The sequence below is a fragment of the Emticicia sp. genome (genome assembly GCF_043780375.1).
Taxonomy (GTDB): Bacteria; Bacteroidota; Bacteroidia; order Cytophagales; family Spirosomataceae; genus Emticicia.
On sequence record NZ_JAYWCU010000256.1, the window covers coordinates 1 to 17,441 of the forward strand.

A 17,441-nucleotide genomic window follows, 5' to 3' on the forward strand; every position below is an offset into this window, starting at 1 on the left:
ACATCAGCCTTTTTCAGATTGGTTTGAGATGGATAAAGTCAGCACATTTCAAAATTAATCACCTTTTATCAGCTATACAATTTTGTGTACGGTTTTAAAATAAATTCATAAAATTAATAGCTGAATTTGACTTGTATAGCGATTATTTGATAGTAAATCAAGGACAAGCAACCGCAACCAGGGCAAACGCATCAACTTTTGATTAAACTTTTGAGATATTCAATACTGAACGCAGCCTTCACTCTTCTTTTTCTTAGACTTAATTTGTCTTTTGGCTGATTAATTATTTGTAAAGCTAATTTTCTCATGGATGCTAAGTTTTCTGGAGCATTTCCAGCTCTTGCTCTACAAGCATCCTCTCTAAAAGTTACATCTAAATGCCACGGGGTCGCCCGGCGATGCAAGTGGTTTTCTATAGACCAATGCCCTCTTGCTAACTTATTGAAATATAGCGGTTTATCTATTTTTTCATCACTTATGTAATACCGAATTTCATTGCTATTAATGCCTTTTATATGACGACTTGCTTCGATTTTTATAATGGTTTCTAAACCCTCCCAATGTTGAATAGTTTTCTGCTCTATATTTCCTTTTGCTGGCAAAATGCTACAAGTTCTTGTTTCATAACGTCCATGGTCATACTCCCATTCTTCTTGCATTGAAAAAGGGAAGTAAACCTTCAAAACTGCCCTGAATTTCCTCCAAAAGCCTTTTCTGATTGCCTTTAACAGATAAAAAATAATGCCCTCCTTGTTGTTTTATCTGCTCTACAATGGCTGTTTGACAACCCATAGCATCTATACTTACTACAGAATCTATCAAATCTATTTGTTTTAAAACTTTTGGTATCGCTGTGATTTCATTGCTTTTTTCTTGTATTTTCTCCTCTCCAATACATAAGCGATTTTCACTTAACCAAGCATTTACAATATAAAGTCCATGATTCCCTTTACTGGTAGGACTTACACCTTTGAGCTTTTTTCCATCAATAGCTATTTGTTTTTCTGACAATATATCTAAAATCTCTCTACCATGTGCTGTTAAACATTCTTTAAGTGATTGATTATCAATTAGTTGAAAAACTCTATTGAACGTGTCGTGAGATGGAATCCCATTGGGGAAAGTCAATAATTCTGGAAATAAACCCCCTTTACTTTCTGCAAAAAGCACCATATCTTCATAATCTTCCCCATTGCTCAAATAGGTCAGTAAACCAATCAGCAAAATATCTGACAACAGATGTAAGCATTTTCCCTTACAACGTGGTTCTTGTACTTGTTCGAAATATCCCTTTATTTTTGACATAAGATGCAAAAATAAAAAATATCTCTACATCAAACTAAATCTCATGCGTTTGCCCTGCGTTTTTTTAGCATTCATCCCTATTCTTCGTATTGTTATCCCTTAAGAGGTATCTCAAAAGTTGAACAAAATATTTGTTAATCGCTTATCAATTTTGTTATAGAAAAATTGTATTATTTTTAGGTATAGCTAATCTTCCTTTGAAAACTTGATTAAGTGTCAAATAAATTAAAGGCTTTTTTTGCTCATAATTATAGAATTAAATATATTCGAGAAACCCCTTCAAAAAGACTCTTTTGTTTTTATACTCTTTTATTTTATCTAATTTAAGTACAATTAGCTCAAACTTACTACTTAAGTGGGCTTAAGTTTTATGCTATTTTTTACTTCAATAAGCTTCTTAGTTTTGAAAAATTCCGTCATAATTACGCCTTACTTGATTTTATTTTATTGTATTATTTTAAGATTCAATTAATGGTTTTTTAACTATAGATAGTGTCTTGAAATTAGGGTATATTATACCTTTAAATAATAATTTAAATACTTTTTTTATGTTGGCATAATAATTGCAAAATTCAAAACATTCGTTTGTGTAACAATGAGTCCTATTATTTATGTTCTAAAAAAATGAAAAATTATTTACTTCTGGTCATTACTCAATTATCCGCCCTTTTTCTTCCTAGATCGTAGGGGTGTTTTAAATTTTTTTGCCACCGAGCAACCATTAGTAAATGGTTTTCCTATTTCGAGTTTCGACTTTTTTCGGAACTGTAAAATTTATATTTCCCAGATTTTTAGCTTTAAAAATCACACCTACATCAAAAGTCAAACAAATAAAAACGCTATCGCTATGCTGTTTTCCAACCATTTACGCAGAAAACTCTCTTGCCTAAGCCTGATTTTAAGTCTATTTTTAGGTCTCCAATTATCAGCTTCAGCACAAACTGCTGACATTCAGATTTTATCAAAAGTCGTGAATGACGCAACGCCTAATGTTGGTCAGTCAATAGTTTACACCATTCAGATTAAAAATGTTGGACCCAATACGGCCAACAATTTAATTATTTCGGATATACTCCCTGCTGGGCTTACTTTTGTAAGTTCTGCACCAGATGACGGAACCTACACTTCCGGTACTGGTGATTGGGCTGTTGGGACACTTGCAAGTAATGGTTCGTCAAAACTTACAATTACCGCTACCGTCAATGCGGGAACTACGGGAAATACCATAGTCAATACCGCTTCGTTTAAATCAATGACTGGGGCAACCGACCCAATGTCAAACAACAACTCAAAATCAGTTAGCTTAATTGTTAATTCACCCGATATTGAAGTTCTGAAAGTTATTGATTCAAATGCCCCTTACGACCCAGGTGTCAATGTAACTTACAGTATTGATGTTAAAAATGTTGGAACTGCCATCGGAACTGGAATTAAGATTCTTGATCAGATTCCGGCTGGAATGACCTATGTTAGCCATGTCGCTGGGCAGGGAACGTATAATCAAGCAACAGGAATTTGGGATATAGGCACGTTGGCAGTAAATAGTGGAAAAAACTTATCAGTAGTGATGAAAATCAACACGGGTACTATTGGTCAAACCATTACCAACACCGCTGCTTTAAATGCCATAGTTGAGAACGATGTAAATGCCGTTAATAACTCGGCAAGTGCCTCACTTTTTGTTAGCGAGGCAAGTTTGAATTTATTAAAAACAGTGAGTCAAGCTACTCCAGATGAGGGGGATGCAATAAAATACACGCTCAAATTAACCAATGCCGGTCCAAGTACCGCTACCAATGTAATAATCACTGATGTATTACCATTAGGTATTACCTGGGTATCAAATTCGCCTGGAATCGGTACCGCCACCTATAATGCAGGAACACGAACAGTAACCTGGACTATTCCTACTTTTGTGGTGGGCAATAAATCGTTAGATATCAATTTTACCGTAAATACGGGTACCGCCGCTACCACCATTAATAATTCGGCAAAGGTGCTAAGCTTTAATCAGTTTGACTCGATGCCAGGTGATAACATCTCCAATGTGAATTTTACTGTAAAAGGTGCAGATCTGTCGGTTTCCAAGTCTGTCAATAACCTTAGCCCCAGTACTGGCGATGTAGTAAAATTTACGGTGGTGGTTTCAAACAATGGTCCAGATAATGCATCAGCCGTAGTTATTAATGACTTATTGCCCGCTGGTAAATTTACCGGTATTTCGGCCGTTGCTTCCCAAGGTACTTATGTGGTAGGCACTGGTGTTTGGACAGTTGGAAACATTACAGCCCTTGACCCCTTGCCAAAGACTTTGACAATAACGGCCACGGTGGCAGCGGCAGCGGGCGAAATCGTTACCAATGTGGCTTCTGTAAAGACTCCTCCAGCTCAACCCGATGCCAAAACAGCCAATAATACCGCCAGTGCTTTTATTGCGGTAGGAGAAGCAGATTTAGGAATTACAAAAACTGTTAGCCCAACTGGAGTTCTAAATATTGGAGATGCCGTTGTTTATACCATCAATGCAACAAATTATGGCCCTCAAAACGCACCTTTGGTACAGGTAAACAATTTGCTTCCTGCCGATCTTCAGTTTGTTTCGGCTACTCCTTCCGTTGGTACTTATAATTCCACCACGGGCGTATGGACAATCGGAACGCTAAACAATGCGGCTACGGTAACTTTAACCATCAATGCCACGGTAAAAGCAGGAACAGGAGGAAAAATGATTACCAATGTAGCCACGGTTTCTTCGCCTATGAAGCAACCAGTGTCAGCCACGCAGCCCAACACTGCCTCGGTGAGTTCGCAGGTGAAAGGAGCTGATGTTCAGGTAACTAAAACTACCACTTCTACACCGCCCATCCAAGAAGGTAATACTCTTCCTTTTATAATAAAGGTTAAAAACAACGGGCCTGATGCCACCACTGGTGTAGCAGTAACCGACATTTTGCCTTCATATAATGTTTCTTACATAGGAAACACCACCGACAAAGGGACTTTTGACCCTAATACGGGTATATGGACAGTTGGCAACTTAGCCGTTGGCGAAGAGCGTACATTAACCATCACTACCACGGTAACTAATGGTGGATTATTTGAAAATACTGCCAGTGTTACGGCTTCCAGCGGTGCCGATGGTTTAGTAGCAAATAATTCTTCTACGCTATCCATTTCAGCACTCAAAGGATTTACGGCGGGATCTTGTATCATTGATTTGAATCCTCAGACCGTAAATGGGGGTTTAATTCCCTACGGTTTGGTGCATGAATTGGTACGTACTTATGAAGTTCCCGTTTATTGGGCAATAAAACCAAGCAAATCATTTGTGAATGAGTCTGCTGCCACTAAGCAAGATCAAATTGACTTTACCGCTCAAGGCGTAGATTATAAAAGTGGGGCTTTTATCATTGACAAATATTATGTTCAATTGCCCGCTGTAGTAGCCTTAATTAATGCAAGAAAAGCAGCTTACCCGGGTTTAACGGTAACCTGCCCAACCGTTGCCTTTGCCGCACCTATTTTTGACAAAATAACGAGTTTCTCTCGGGCAGTTTTAGATCAACAAAATGGGGGCATAGCAAAATCAGCATTTTTTGATAAGGCAGGAATAGTCAATAACCAAATCGGATTTGATGTAAATGGTGATCCCATTTATGACACTTACAGAGAAAATGGTTTGCCAAGTAACCTTGGCCCATGTGATGATATATATATTATGCCCCATGCCGATCCACAAGATTGGGTTTTGAATGAAAAACAAATTTTTGATGCATTTATCAAAAATCGGGGTTGGTTTTGGGCAGCTTGCCATGCCGTGAGTGCTTTGGAAGGTTTGGCTGACTTAAATGAAGATGGCACACCAGATATGAACTACCTAAGTTCAACGGGTCTAATACCTTGGGGTGACCACGCTGATGGTTCTTTACCCTATAACTATAGCATTGGGTCGGGATATTATGCATCTAATTTGGCTTCAGATCCATTTATGCAATTTTTGGGAACACTTGATGGAGCTTTGGAAAGTGGATCAGAGTCAATTTACCTCCCGAAATTGGGTGGAGGATGGAGACCAAGCACCACAGTTGCCAGTTGGGATGCTACGCAGAGTGACGTTCCGGCTAACTCACCTGGAAAAGCCGCAAAATTAGCGTATGGTAGAGCCTATGGCAATGATGACTATGGTATGATAATGTACGAAGCCAGTCACTCTATTACTGGAGGAACTACCGCTGCTACTGTAGCTGCTGCCCGTGTGTTGGGTAACTTTTGGTTGGCGTCAAGTTTAGAGAAAAGACCAAAAATTACGGGAGATTTTGCTACTACGTTAAACACTTCGAGTGGAGTAGTTACGGCATTTTCAGCCAGTGCTACTGTAGTTTCTGCACCAGCAACTTTCAAATGGACATCCGATTGTGGGGGTTCTTTTTCAACTCCTAACTCAGCAAATACTAATTTTACCGCTCCTATAGTTACAGTTACAAAAGCTTGTGTAGTTAATTTACGTTCTACCGATGCCTGTGGAAGAACTAATTTTGAAAGTAAATTAGTAAATATATTTCCTGATCCTCCCGCAGAGCTAATTTTAACAAAATCTATTTCACCAACATGTGCCTCTCCTTTTGGAGAAGTTACAGTTACCTCACCTTCGCCAGACCCCGCAATAACTTATACTATTATAAATTTAACTACCAATGTAACAAGTACAAATTCAACGGGAGTTTTCAGTAATTTAAGTCCTGGTACATATAAAGTTACAAGTGCAAATACAAGTGGTGTACCAACGAGTCCTACGGAAGTGATGGTTACTTTTATAGCTCCAGTTGCACCAGCAGCACCAACGGCAAGTGTAACGGCACAACCAACTTGTAGTGTACCAACGGGAACAATCGTTGTTTCAGCACCTACACCAGCGGCAAATGTAACATATACCGTAACAGGTACAGCACCAGTAGTAGCTGGCGTAACACAAGCAACGACTACTTTTGCAGGATTAGCACCAGGTGTATATAGCGTAGTAACCACTAATACCACAACGAGTTGTGTGTCAACTCCTATTTCTTTGACTGTCAATGCAGTACCAACAGTACCAGCACCAACGGCAAGTGTAACGGCACAACCAACTTGTATTGTACCAACGGGAACAATCGTAATTACTGCTCCTACACCAGCGGCAAATGTAACTTATACCGTAACGGGTACAGCACCAGTAGTAGCAGGCGTAACACAAGCAACGACTACTTTTGCAGGATTAGCACCGGGCGTATATAGCGTAGTAACCACCAATATCACAACGGCTTGTGTGTCAGCTCCTATTTCTTTGACAGTCAATGCAGTTCCTACACCACCTGCCGCTCCAACGGCAAGTGTAACGGCACAACCAACTTGTATTGTACCAACGGGAACAATCGTAATTACTGCTCCAGTACCAGCGGCAGATGTAACTTATACCGTAACGGGTACAGCACCAGTAGTAGCTGGCGTAACACAAGCAACCACTACTTTTGCAGGATTAGCACCGGGCGTATATAGCGTAATAACCACTAATACCACAACGGCTTGTGTGTCAGCTCCTACTTCTTTGACTGTTGTAGTGGCAAGTTGTAATCCAATAGCGAATCCAGATGGTATTATTTCAGCTACAGCAGGGATTGTGAAAAATATATCAATTCTGAGCAATGACAAGAATGCAGATGGAAGCCCAGTGGTAGATTTGAGTAAAATCACTGCACCTGTGGTAACAACTGCTCCGTTGAAAGGTACCATAAGTATAAAACCAGATGGCACAGTAGATTATACGCCTAATCCTGGCACAAGTGGAACGGATACATTCATTTACACGATTTGCGACAAAGTAAACACCACCGTTTGTGATACAGCATTGGTAACGGTAGCAATTACACCAGCCCCAGTAGCGAACCCAGATGTTGCCAATGCCACGGCGGGTATTCCAAGCACGATACCAGTCTTAGGCAATGACAAGAATCCAGATGGAACGCCAGTAACAGATTTGAGTAAAATTACACCACCAGTAGTAACAACTGCTCCATTGAAAGGAACGATAAGTGTGAATCCTGATGGAACGATAAAATACACACCAAATGTAGGTACAAGTGGTACAGATACCTTTATTTACACCATTTGTGATAAAGTAAATACCACCGTATGTGATACAGCGAAGGTAACGGTAACAATTGGACCAGCTCCAATAGCGAATCCAGATGGTATTATTTCAGCTACAGCAGGGATTGTGAAAAACATATCAATTCTGAGCAATGACAAGAATGCAGATGGAAGCCCAGTGGTAGATTTAAGTAAAATCACTGCACCAACTGTCACCACACCACCAACAAAAGGAACGGTAACAGTAAAAGCCGATGGCAGTGTAGATTACACGCCAAATGCTGGTACAAGTGGCACAGATACCTTCATTTACCAAATCTGTGATAAAGTAAACACAACGGTTTGCGATACAGCTTTGGTTACGGTCAATATTTTCCCTCCTGGAAACGACCCACCAGTAGGGACTGAGGACATCAACACCACACCAATCAATACGCCAGTAACAGGCAATGTATTGACCAATGATGATGACCCAAATAATGACCCATTGAGTGTGAGTTTATTGCCAATTTGTAGTCCAAAAAATGGCACAGTAACCTTGCAAGCCAACGGTAATTATACCTATGTTCCAGCGACCAATTTTGTAGGAACTGATACTTTCTGTTATTTGCTTTGCGACAACAAAGGAGCATGTGATACGACCACTGTAACGATTGAAATTTTGCCACCAGTGAATGTCAATGATGTGATTGCCAACAATGATGCGAGCCAAACACAGGTCAATACGCCAGTCAAAATAGTAGTTTTGGCAAATGATGACGACCCACAAGGTGATAAGATTGCTTCGGTAACCAAATTGAGCAATCCGACCAACGGTACGGTGGCATTCAACCCAGCAGACAGCAGTTTCACTTATACGCCAAACAGTAATTTTGTAGGCGAGGATAGCTTCAAATACATTATTTGTGATGTAAAAGGAGCATGTGATACAGCAACGGTAACGGTCAATATTATTCCAATAATTCCGAATAATGACCCACCAGTAGCCATTGACGATGCCAATACAACGCCAATCAATACGCCAGTGAGTGGCACAGTAGCCAAAAATGACAGCGACCCAGATGGCAATACACCATTGGTATTTAGCAAAATCAGCAATCCGACCAACGGAACGATCGTCTTTAATCCAGACGGAAGCTATACTTATACGCCGAATCCGAATTTCACAGGAAACGACCAAGTAGTGTATAAAGTTTGTGATGCAGGCACACCAATCGCATGCGATACAGCAACGCTTTACTTGACAGTTTTACCGATAGCTCCAGTTCCACCTGTAGATATTGCTGTGAGCAAAACGATTGTTGGCTCGTCAGACTGTAAACGACAAGTAGGTGATTTAGTAACATTCAGGGTTAAAGTTTTCCGCCAAGATTTACAAAATATTTTGGTGAGTGGTATTATTGTAAAAGATAGTTTGTCACCATTCTTTGAATTTGTATCAGCAACTTCAACCAAAGGAACTTTTGATGCAAATACTGGGCTTTGGAATAATATCGCTCTGGTTGTTGGAGATACAGCCATTTTAGATGTGAAAGTAAAAATAAAATTAACTTTTATGGGTGGTTTAATTTGTAATGAAGCATGGTTGTCTGCCATGAATGGTACAGATTTGGATTCAAAAGCTGGCAATAAAATTGAAAGTGAAGATGACTTTGCAAGAGTTTGTGTGAGTGTACCTATCAAGATTTGTAATGAAAGAGAAGAAAAAGTGCTTCTTACAGCACCTTCTGGTTACATAAATTATCAATGGTATCTGAATGGACAGCCAATTATTGGAGCAAATTCACCAACATATTTAGTCAGCACTTTTGGAATGTACACCATAAGAGTTGATAATAGTCAATGTCCAAGTGGTGGCTGTTGTCCAATTTATGTCGAAAACTTCTGTGAATGTAAACCAATTATTTGTGTACCATTCATTATTCAAAAGACAAAGAAAGCAAAATAAATTTTGTAAGCTAAATAAAAGGTCGTGAAGCATTTCACGACCTTTTTTGTTTTATTAGTCCATTACATTTGTAAATGGTATAAAAATTGCTAATTTGTATTAGTAACCAAAATTTTATCTAAAAACTTCAAACAATAAATGAATGATTTCCCTATTTTTAGACAATTAGACACGATGGATTGTGGTCCAACTTGTTTGCGAATGATTGCTAAACATTTCGGAAAAAATTACTCATTACAAACATTAAGAGAGAAAATAGGTATCAATCGTGAGGGGGTTTCTATGGCAGCTATTAGCATGGTTGCCGAAAATTTAGGTTTACGTACTTTAGTAGTTAGGGTAGGATACGAAAAACTTGTCAATGAAGCACCAGTTCCATTTATTGCCCATTGGAAACAAAATCACTTTGTAGTTGTTTATAAAATTCAAAAAAACAAGGTATTTGTCGCCGACCCTGCCGAAGGTAAAAAAGTTTTTGACAAAAAAGAATTTATTACTAATTGGGCAATTAATCAAATTGAAGAAGAGCCTACTGGAATTGTTACCCTTTTTGAAGTTACACCTCGTTTTAATGAAAATGAAGATGAAAAACAGATAGGCTTAAATTTTGGTAGGATTTTACAATATCTTTTTAACTACAAAAAATTACTCGTACAACTTTTCATAGGCTTACTTATGGGAAGTGCGATGCAGCTAATTTTGCCTTTTCTTTCGCAGGCAATTATTGATATTGGAATTAATACTCGAAATATTAATTTTATCAATCTTATTTTAGTTGGTCAATTGGTTCTTTACGCAGGCAGAACGGTTATTGAATTTATCAGAAGTTGGATTTTACTTCATATAAGTTCCAGAATCAATATCAATATCTTGTCCGATTTTTTTGCTAAACTTTTAAGACTTCCCCTATCTTATTTCGACACCAAACATCAAGGCGATTTACTTCAACGTATTAATGACCATCATAATATTGAGAGTTTTCTAACAGATACTGTTATTAGCACTATTTTTGCAATTTTCAATTTTATTGTTTTAGGATTTACACTTGCTTTTTTCAATCTCAAAATTTTCGTTTTGTTTTTATTGGCAAGTGCCATTTATATAGGTTGGGTGGTGATTTTTCAGAAAAAAAGAAGACAAATTAACATCAAAAAATTTGAGATTGGAACTAAAAATCAAAATATTATATTACAAATCATTGACGGAATCCATGACATTAAACTAAATAATAGCGAACAACAAAAGAGGTGGGAGTGGGAAAACATCCAAGCCCGATTATTCAAATTAAATATTCAATCACTTGGTATCAAGCAAATTCAATATACTGGAGCTTTATTTATCAATGAAGGTAAGAACATTTTGATTACTTTTTTTGCGGCAATGGCGGTTTTGAATGGAGAAATGACCCTCGGTATGATGCTTTCATTGCAATATATTATTGGACAATTGAATAGCCCTATTGAGCATTTCATTTCTTTCATACAATTGTATCAAGATGCCCAATTGAGCCTCCAACGCCTCAACGACATTCACCAAGTAAAAGATGAAGAACCTGACGACAGTCAGAATATTACTGAATTGCCATTTTATCGAAATATCAAAGTCGAAAACCTTTCGTTTATGTATCCTGGTACTACACTTAGAATCCTCGAAAACATAAGTCTTACAATTCCCGAAGGAAAAACTACTGCAATCGTTGGCACAAGTGGGAGTGGAAAAACAACTCTTTTGAAACTTTTTTTGAAATTTTATGAAACAACATCTGGTCAAATTTACATTGGAAACGTTCCATTAGCTCGAGTTAATCATCACTCATGGAGAGAAAAATGTGGAGTTGTGATGCAAGATGGATATATTTTTTCAGATACAATTGCTCGAAATATTGCCGTAGGGCAAGATTATATTGACATTGACAAACTTTATCATGCTGTAAGGGTAGCCAATATTTTTGAATTCATTGAAAGCCTTCCTTTAGGTTTCAGTTCAAAAATAGGTGCAGAAGGCAACGGGCTTAGTCAAGGTCAAAAACAACGAATTTTGATAGCAAGAGCTGTCTATAAAAATCCAGAATTTATATTTTTCGACGAAGCAACAAATGCCCTTGATGCCAACAACGAAAAAGCAATTATGCAAAACCTCAATGAGTTTTTCAGAGGTAAAACGGTGGTGGTGGTGGCTCATCGCTTGAGTACTGTCAAAAATGCTGACCAAATTATTGTCATATCAAAAGGTCAAATCACCGAAAGTGGTACAAATGAAGAGTTGATAAATCTAAAAGGTGAATATTATGAACTTGTAAAAAATCAATTGGAATTAGGAGATTAAAGAGTTGATTATCAAATCATTAATGGAAATTAAAGAAAAAAAACTTAGGTATTCGCCCAGTGATTCGGTGCAGGAAATTATTAATTACAATCCCGCTTGGCTTGTAAGATGGGGAACTATGCTCTTTTCGTTTTTCTTTCTTGGACTATTTGGAGCAACTTTTTTTATTAGTTACCCCGATGTCATTAGAGGTACGCTCAAACTCACTTCTACCGATGTTCCAAAATCCGTTGTACCCAAAACTAATGGAAAATTGGTTCGACTATTTATCAAAGAAAATGAAATAGTAACAAAAAATCAAACACTTGCTTATATCGAATCAACAGCAAACCATGATGAAATTTTGAGCCTTTCCAAACAATTAGATACTATTCAAAAAAGTGTTCAGCAAGGCTATTTTTCTGCTCTGAGTACATTAGGTAAAAATAGTTATACAAATTTGGGAGAAATACAACCCGACTACCAACAATTTGAACAAACACTTACTCAATTGCAATCCCTAACTTCCAATGGTTTTTATGCCCAAAAACGAAACTTTCTAAACAAAGAGCTCACAGATATTGGTTTTATGTCAAGAAAACTTTCGGAACAACAACAAATTTATCTTAGAGATTATAATTTAGCTCAAAACGAGTTTTCAAAAAAACAAAGATTAGCTCGACAAGGGGTTGTTTCTTCAAGCGAATTGTCTGATGCTGAAAGTAAATTATTGGCAAAACAAATTTCACTTAAACAGGCAGAAGCTCAGTTAATCAACAACCAAAGTGAGCAAACTGGCAAGCAAAAAGAACTCTTAGAATTAGACAAAAATTTGTTTGAACAAAAAAACACTACTTCAGAGTCCCTCAAAACCCTCATAAGTGCTATCAACGCTTGGAAACAAAAATATATAATAGCAGCTCCAGTTGCTGGAAAAGTTTTTTTTCAAACAACTATTCAAGAAAATCAATCTGTTGCTATTGACCAAGAACTTTTTTATATAGGTAGTTCTAAAGCGAACCAATACATTGGCGATGTCAATATCCCACAAGATAATTTTGGCAAAATTAAAATTGGGCAAAAGGTCATTATTCGCTTCAATAGTTACCCTGCTGAGGAGTACGGAACTGTTTTTGGAGTGATGAACTATATTTCTGAAATTCCAGCAAAAGACAATACTTATTTAGTACGAATTTCCTTACCAAATGGTTTATTGACTACTTATAATAAAAAACTTACTTTTCGCAATGGAATGTTGGCAAATGTCGAAATTATAACTGAAGACAGAACGCTTGCCAGTAAAATTTTGTACCAATTTCGTAGAACTTTTAATTGAGATTTGATGATTTTAACAATCGAAAATATATGCCAATATCTTTTAGAAAGCAAGCTAATTGACCTAAAAAGTATCATTGAGGGCGATTTATTAGTTCGAGATGTATCAAGCCGAAATACTAATTTTTTAGTCAATCAATTTCATGAAAATGGCTTAAAAATTTTAATCAAACAACCAGATATTACTGATGAAGATTATGTAAAATCTATGGAAGTTGAGGCAGAAATTTATCGAATTATTTACACCGACTCCAACTTTGAAAATATTCGACAATTTTTACCTCATTTTAAATTATATGATGCCCAAAATCATATTCTCATCATTGAACAACTTACAGGCGTTTGTCGAATATTTGACTATCTATATCATGGCTTAAATCTTCCAGACGAAAATATAATTAGTCATTTTGCCAATGGATTGGCTGCTCTTCATAATTTGTCAATTGAAAAAGTTACTCAATATAAACTACAAAAAGCATACCCTTGGTTCTTAAATATTGGTCATAAATCTTACCAAAAAAACATAAAAAAAAACTTTCCCAATGTTTTTTTGCAACTCTCCGACATTCTTGAAAATCAAGAATGGATGAAGTCAATTTCTAAAACCCAAAGACACTGGCAGCTAACAAATTTTATTCATTTAGATTGCCGTTTCACAAATTGGATGATACCTTTTCGCCATAAAGCCACAGATAATAGCCCCATTTGGCTAATTGATTGGGAAATGGCAGGCAAAGGAGATGCCGCTTGGGACATTACGTTTTTGTTGGGAGATTGGATAAATTTTGGAATATATTTGCAAGAATATCATCTAAATGCTTTTCCTTATGTAGAAAAAACTATTGCACAACAAATCAATTTGTTTTGGAAAAAATATGCCGAAAATAGGAAATTTGAAAAAAAAGCAAAGAAAATATTTTTGAAAAGACTTTGTGAATACTTGCCTATAAAAATCTTAATGATTGCCTACGAAATGCTTATTGACTACCCCGAAGATGTAGAAACACCAAAAAAACGCCTCGAACTTTTCAAACAATTAATGCAAAATCCAAGCGAAATTCAGCAAAATTACTTTTATGATTAATCAATCGGAAACTTCTATTATTGCTCAAAAAATTGCCAATGATATTTGCCAACAAGCATTTTGGCTTGATGATAAATGCAATTGGACAGGGATTTTCTATCATACACAAATTGCAAATGCTGAAGTTGTTTTGAGAGCTTTACCAAGTAATTTTCAAACAGGTTCGGCAGGAGTTGCATTTTTTTTATCAGCAATTTTTGATACTTTCCCAAACGAAATTTATCATAAAATAGCATTGGGGGCATGGCATAAGACAATTGACCAACTTTCAAAAATTAGAACCGAAAAAGTAGGTTTTTATGAAGGTCGTGGAGGCATTGCCTACTCGCTTGTTCAGTCAGGAATTTGGTTAAAATCTGATGAAATTATTGCAGAAGGTTTGCAGTTGGCAGAAAACATTTGTCAAAGTATTGACAAATCAAGTTTTGATGTGATGGAAGGATGTGCTGGCGGAATCATAGCAATTGCTGCGATAAATAGACTTTTTCCAAGAAAAACGTTTGAAAAAGCTATATTTTTAGGGGGTGAATATTTATTGATTAATAGTCATCAAACAAAAAAAGGGATTTCATGGAAAACCCTTGCTTCAAAAGGTCCGAACCTCACAGGCTATTCGCAAGGCAATGCAGGCATCACCCATGCACTTGCCGAAGTATATGCAATTTGCCAAGAAGTCAGGTATCTTCATGCCATAGAACAAGCTGTTGCGTACGAAAATAGTTATTTCTCAGAAAAATTTCTAAATTGGAAAGACCTTCGATTACTTCATCAGCCACACTCAAAAATGAAAACAAAGCATACTTACATAACAAATGCGTGGTGTCATGGGGCGGCAGGAATTGGGCTTTCTCGGTATCGAACGTATCAGCTCACAAAACAATCATTTTTATTAGAAGATGTAAATAAGGCGGCAACAATTCTTTTAAATAAATCGTTTGATGTTATTGAAATTTTTAGCTTGTGTCATGGCTTCACTGGGGATTTATACCACCTTCGAACATTCGATTTGGCTTTGAACAAAGTCGAATTGAAGCTAAAAATTGGTCAAGGCTTTGAGAAACTAAATCTTTCAATCGAAAACCTGCGTTTTTCTGACAGCGAAAATCATTTGCTACAAAATCCATCTTTTATGCAAGGTTGGGCAGGAATCGCTTACTTTTTTCTTTCGCTCCAAAATCAAAGCCTACCAAATATGCTTGTCTTAGGTTTGTAAAAAATATTTTTTACAAAAAACTAATGATTGGCACGTTATTATTTTATTACGATTTTACTAAATGCCCAAAATTAAATCAATAATTAAAAAGAAAGTAGCTAATTTTGACTTGCCATTTTTACGATTAATGATAAAAAATGCCCAAGTTTCACATATTTTCAAGTTATTTCAATTAATAATGGCTATAAACAATAAATGGCACTCTTTTTGAGTACCATTCACTGTAACTAAACAATCAAAAATGTTATTTGCATTTTGGAGGCTTAGGTGTTTTAACAGATTTAGTCTTACACTTGTTTTTGTTTGACTTGCTTGATTTCTGGCCACCATTTCCATAACCACAACCACATGGTCTTGGAATGTAACAAGTACCACCTTTAACTTCCTCAGAATTTAATACTTCGAGGGTTGCGAAATTTGAGAGATTTTTTAACATAATAGTAAAGATTTTTAAGTTTTTAAAAAATGGTTCACTCAATAATTTGGTTAATTTTTAATTAATCGCAGTTATTGATGTGTTATTTGCTGCAATTAATATGCCATTAAAATAAAAAAAAAGATTATTTTATTAATTTTATAAAGTATTGGTTTTCAACAACTTACATGTTATTGAAAAATAATACGTTTTTTTATGTATCCGTTGGCTCAATTTTTGCTCTTTATTCGACGTGCTATTTTATCGTTAAAATTGCCTTTGGCATACTTTTTGCTATTAAAATTCAAACTTTCGGATGAAAAAAAAACCTTCATATTTCTTCCTTTTTATTCTCGGATTTTTCACCCAAATCACAGTCTTTTCTCAAACGACAATCAATGGAAAATCCGATGTTTTGAAACTTTCGTTTCAAGATTGTATCAATCGAGCAAAAACAAATAATTTTCAAAAAAAACAGGCTCAAACTTTGTCAAAAATCAAACAGACAAATTTATTGATTGCTCAAAATGAACGTTTGCCCAAGATTTCGGGGAACATGGTAAATTACTTAAATTCGGGTAGAAGTATTGATAGATATACAAACCTTTTTACGGAGGAAACTATTGCAAATCAATCTTATGGTATTGGTGCTGAAATTCCTATTTATATGGGTGGCCAAATTCAAAATAATATTTTGATAAAAGAAATTGAGGCAAAATTAACAGAAAACGATATTGCAAACATTGACCAAAATCTCTCAATCGAAGTATTGAAAACATTTTTGGGAGTCCTTAATGCTGAAGAACAATTGATAATTGCTAAACAACAAATTGAGGTTTCAACAAATCAGTTGAATAAACTGGAATCTCTAAGTAAAGAGGGTTTGTCTTCACGAATGAATATTTTAGAATTCAAAGTTCAAGTTGTTAATGATGAGTTGCAAATAATTAATGCAGAAAATGAATTATCGCTGTCAAAAATAAAATTGTTACAAGTAATGAATGAAACAAATGTGGGCGATTTTCAGATTGATCGTAAATCAATTGAAACAAGTTTGATTCAAATATATAAAACACCCATTAATGCTATTATTAATTTTGCAATTTCAAACCATCCAAGCATAAAAAGCACTAAAGCACTTGCAGAAATAAGTCGCTTGAATTTTAGCTCAACAAAAGCGACTTTGTTGCCCACAGTTGGCTTGGGTGTTAGTTTTGGTTCAAATTATTCGAGTGCAGCTCCAAAAGAACGGTTTGTTAATGATGGCAAAAACAAATTAATTGAAACTACCACAAATGATTATATTTTGTTGAATAACAATAGAATCAACCTAATTACGACTAACAAAGTACCAACTGGGTATATCAAAAATGTTGGGTATTTTGACCAATTAGGACAAAATTTCAACAAAATTCTATATTTAAACTTTAGTATTCCGATTTATGATGGCGGAATAACTAAAAAACGAATAGAAAATGCTCAATTAAGTCAGAAGATTGCTAATATTCAAATCAGTGAGTCTGAATACAAACTAAAACAAACCATCGAGTTAGCATATAAAGAAATGCTGTCTTCGTTTAAACGCCTATCAGCAATCAACAAACAATCGGTAATCATTGAAGAATTATTTGGTATTTCTAAGAAACAATTAGAGGAAGGTGTAATTAATGCGACCGATTATGTAATTTTAAAAAGTCAATTTGATAAAATTAAA

The 17,441-nt window shown here is 36.0% G+C and carries 8 protein-coding genes; 6 read left to right on the plus strand and 2 right to left on the minus strand.

Going from position 1 to position 17,441, the window contains the following annotated elements:
- Positions 1-191: 191 nt before the first annotated feature.
- Both ACH2CJ_RS19085 and ACH2CJ_RS19090 read right to left on the minus strand, forming a co-directional pair.
- Positions 192-659, minus strand: coding sequence for an ISAs1 family transposase (locus ACH2CJ_RS19085; RefSeq protein WP_394995390.1), 468 nt, complete (start codon positions 657-659; stop codon positions 192-194).
- On the minus strand, positions 637-1,305 hold the full coding sequence (locus ACH2CJ_RS19090) for an ISAs1 family transposase (protein ID WP_394995393.1): 669 nt from the start codon (positions 1,303-1,305) through the stop codon (positions 637-639). The genes ACH2CJ_RS19085 and ACH2CJ_RS19090 overlap by 23 nt, the downstream gene beginning before the upstream one ends.
- Positions 1,306-2,152: 847 nt before the next feature.
- Between ACH2CJ_RS19090 and ACH2CJ_RS19095 the strand changes: the two genes are divergently transcribed.
- From ACH2CJ_RS19095 to ACH2CJ_RS19120, 6 genes are all read left to right on the plus strand, one after another.
- Positions 2,153-9,376 carry an Ig-like domain-containing protein gene (locus ACH2CJ_RS19095; RefSeq protein ID WP_394995396.1) on the plus strand — a complete coding sequence of 2,408 codons (7,224 nt, stop codon included), beginning with the start codon at positions 2,153-2,155 and terminating at the stop codon, positions 9,374-9,376.
- Between the two features lie 138 nt (positions 9,377-9,514).
- Complete coding sequence (locus ACH2CJ_RS19100; RefSeq protein ID WP_394995399.1) at positions 9,515-11,701, plus strand: peptidase domain-containing ABC transporter; 2,187 nt, start codon at positions 9,515-9,517, stop codon at positions 11,699-11,701.
- A gap of 22 nt (positions 11,702-11,723) precedes the next feature.
- Complete coding sequence (locus tag ACH2CJ_RS19105; RefSeq protein ID WP_394995400.1) at positions 11,724-13,016, plus strand: HlyD family secretion protein; 1,293 nt, start codon at positions 11,724-11,726, stop codon at positions 13,014-13,016.
- A 6-nt stretch (positions 13,017-13,022) separates the two neighbouring features.
- Positions 13,023-14,099 carry a phosphotransferase family protein gene (locus tag ACH2CJ_RS19110; RefSeq protein ID WP_394995402.1) on the plus strand — a complete coding sequence of 359 codons (1,077 nt, stop codon included), beginning with the start codon at positions 13,023-13,025 and terminating at the stop codon, positions 14,097-14,099.
- Positions 14,092-15,312, plus strand: coding sequence for a lanthionine synthetase LanC family protein (locus ACH2CJ_RS19115; RefSeq protein ID WP_394995404.1), 1,221 nt, complete (start codon positions 14,092-14,094; stop codon positions 15,310-15,312). The genes ACH2CJ_RS19110 and ACH2CJ_RS19115 overlap by 8 nt, the downstream gene beginning before the upstream one ends.
- Before the next feature lie 731 nt (positions 15,313-16,043).
- Positions 16,044-17,441 (plus strand): TolC family protein (locus ACH2CJ_RS19120; protein ID WP_394995407.1); only part of this gene is annotated, 1,398 nt, incomplete at its 3' end.

Coding starts and splice junctions, on each gene's coding strand:
- ACH2CJ_RS19090 (WP_394995393.1), bottom strand. CDS start 1,305: ATGTCAAAAATAAAGGGATATTTCGAACAAGTACAAGAACCACGTTGT.
- ACH2CJ_RS19095 (WP_394995396.1), top strand. CDS start 2,153: ATGCTGTTTTCCAACCATTTACGCAGAAAACTCTCTTGCCTAAGCCTG.
- ACH2CJ_RS19100 (WP_394995399.1), top strand. CDS start 9,515: ATGAATGATTTCCCTATTTTTAGACAATTAGACACGATGGATTGTGGT.
- ACH2CJ_RS19115 (WP_394995404.1), top strand. CDS start 14,092: ATGATTAATCAATCGGAAACTTCTATTATTGCTCAAAAAATTGCCAAT.
- ACH2CJ_RS19085 (WP_394995390.1), bottom strand. CDS start 659: ATGCAAGAAGAATGGGAGTATGACCATGGACGTTATGAAACAAGAACT.
- ACH2CJ_RS19110 (WP_394995402.1), top strand. CDS start 13,023: ATGATTTTAACAATCGAAAATATATGCCAATATCTTTTAGAAAGCAAG.
- ACH2CJ_RS19105 (WP_394995400.1), top strand. CDS start 11,724: ATGGAAATTAAAGAAAAAAAACTTAGGTATTCGCCCAGTGATTCGGTG.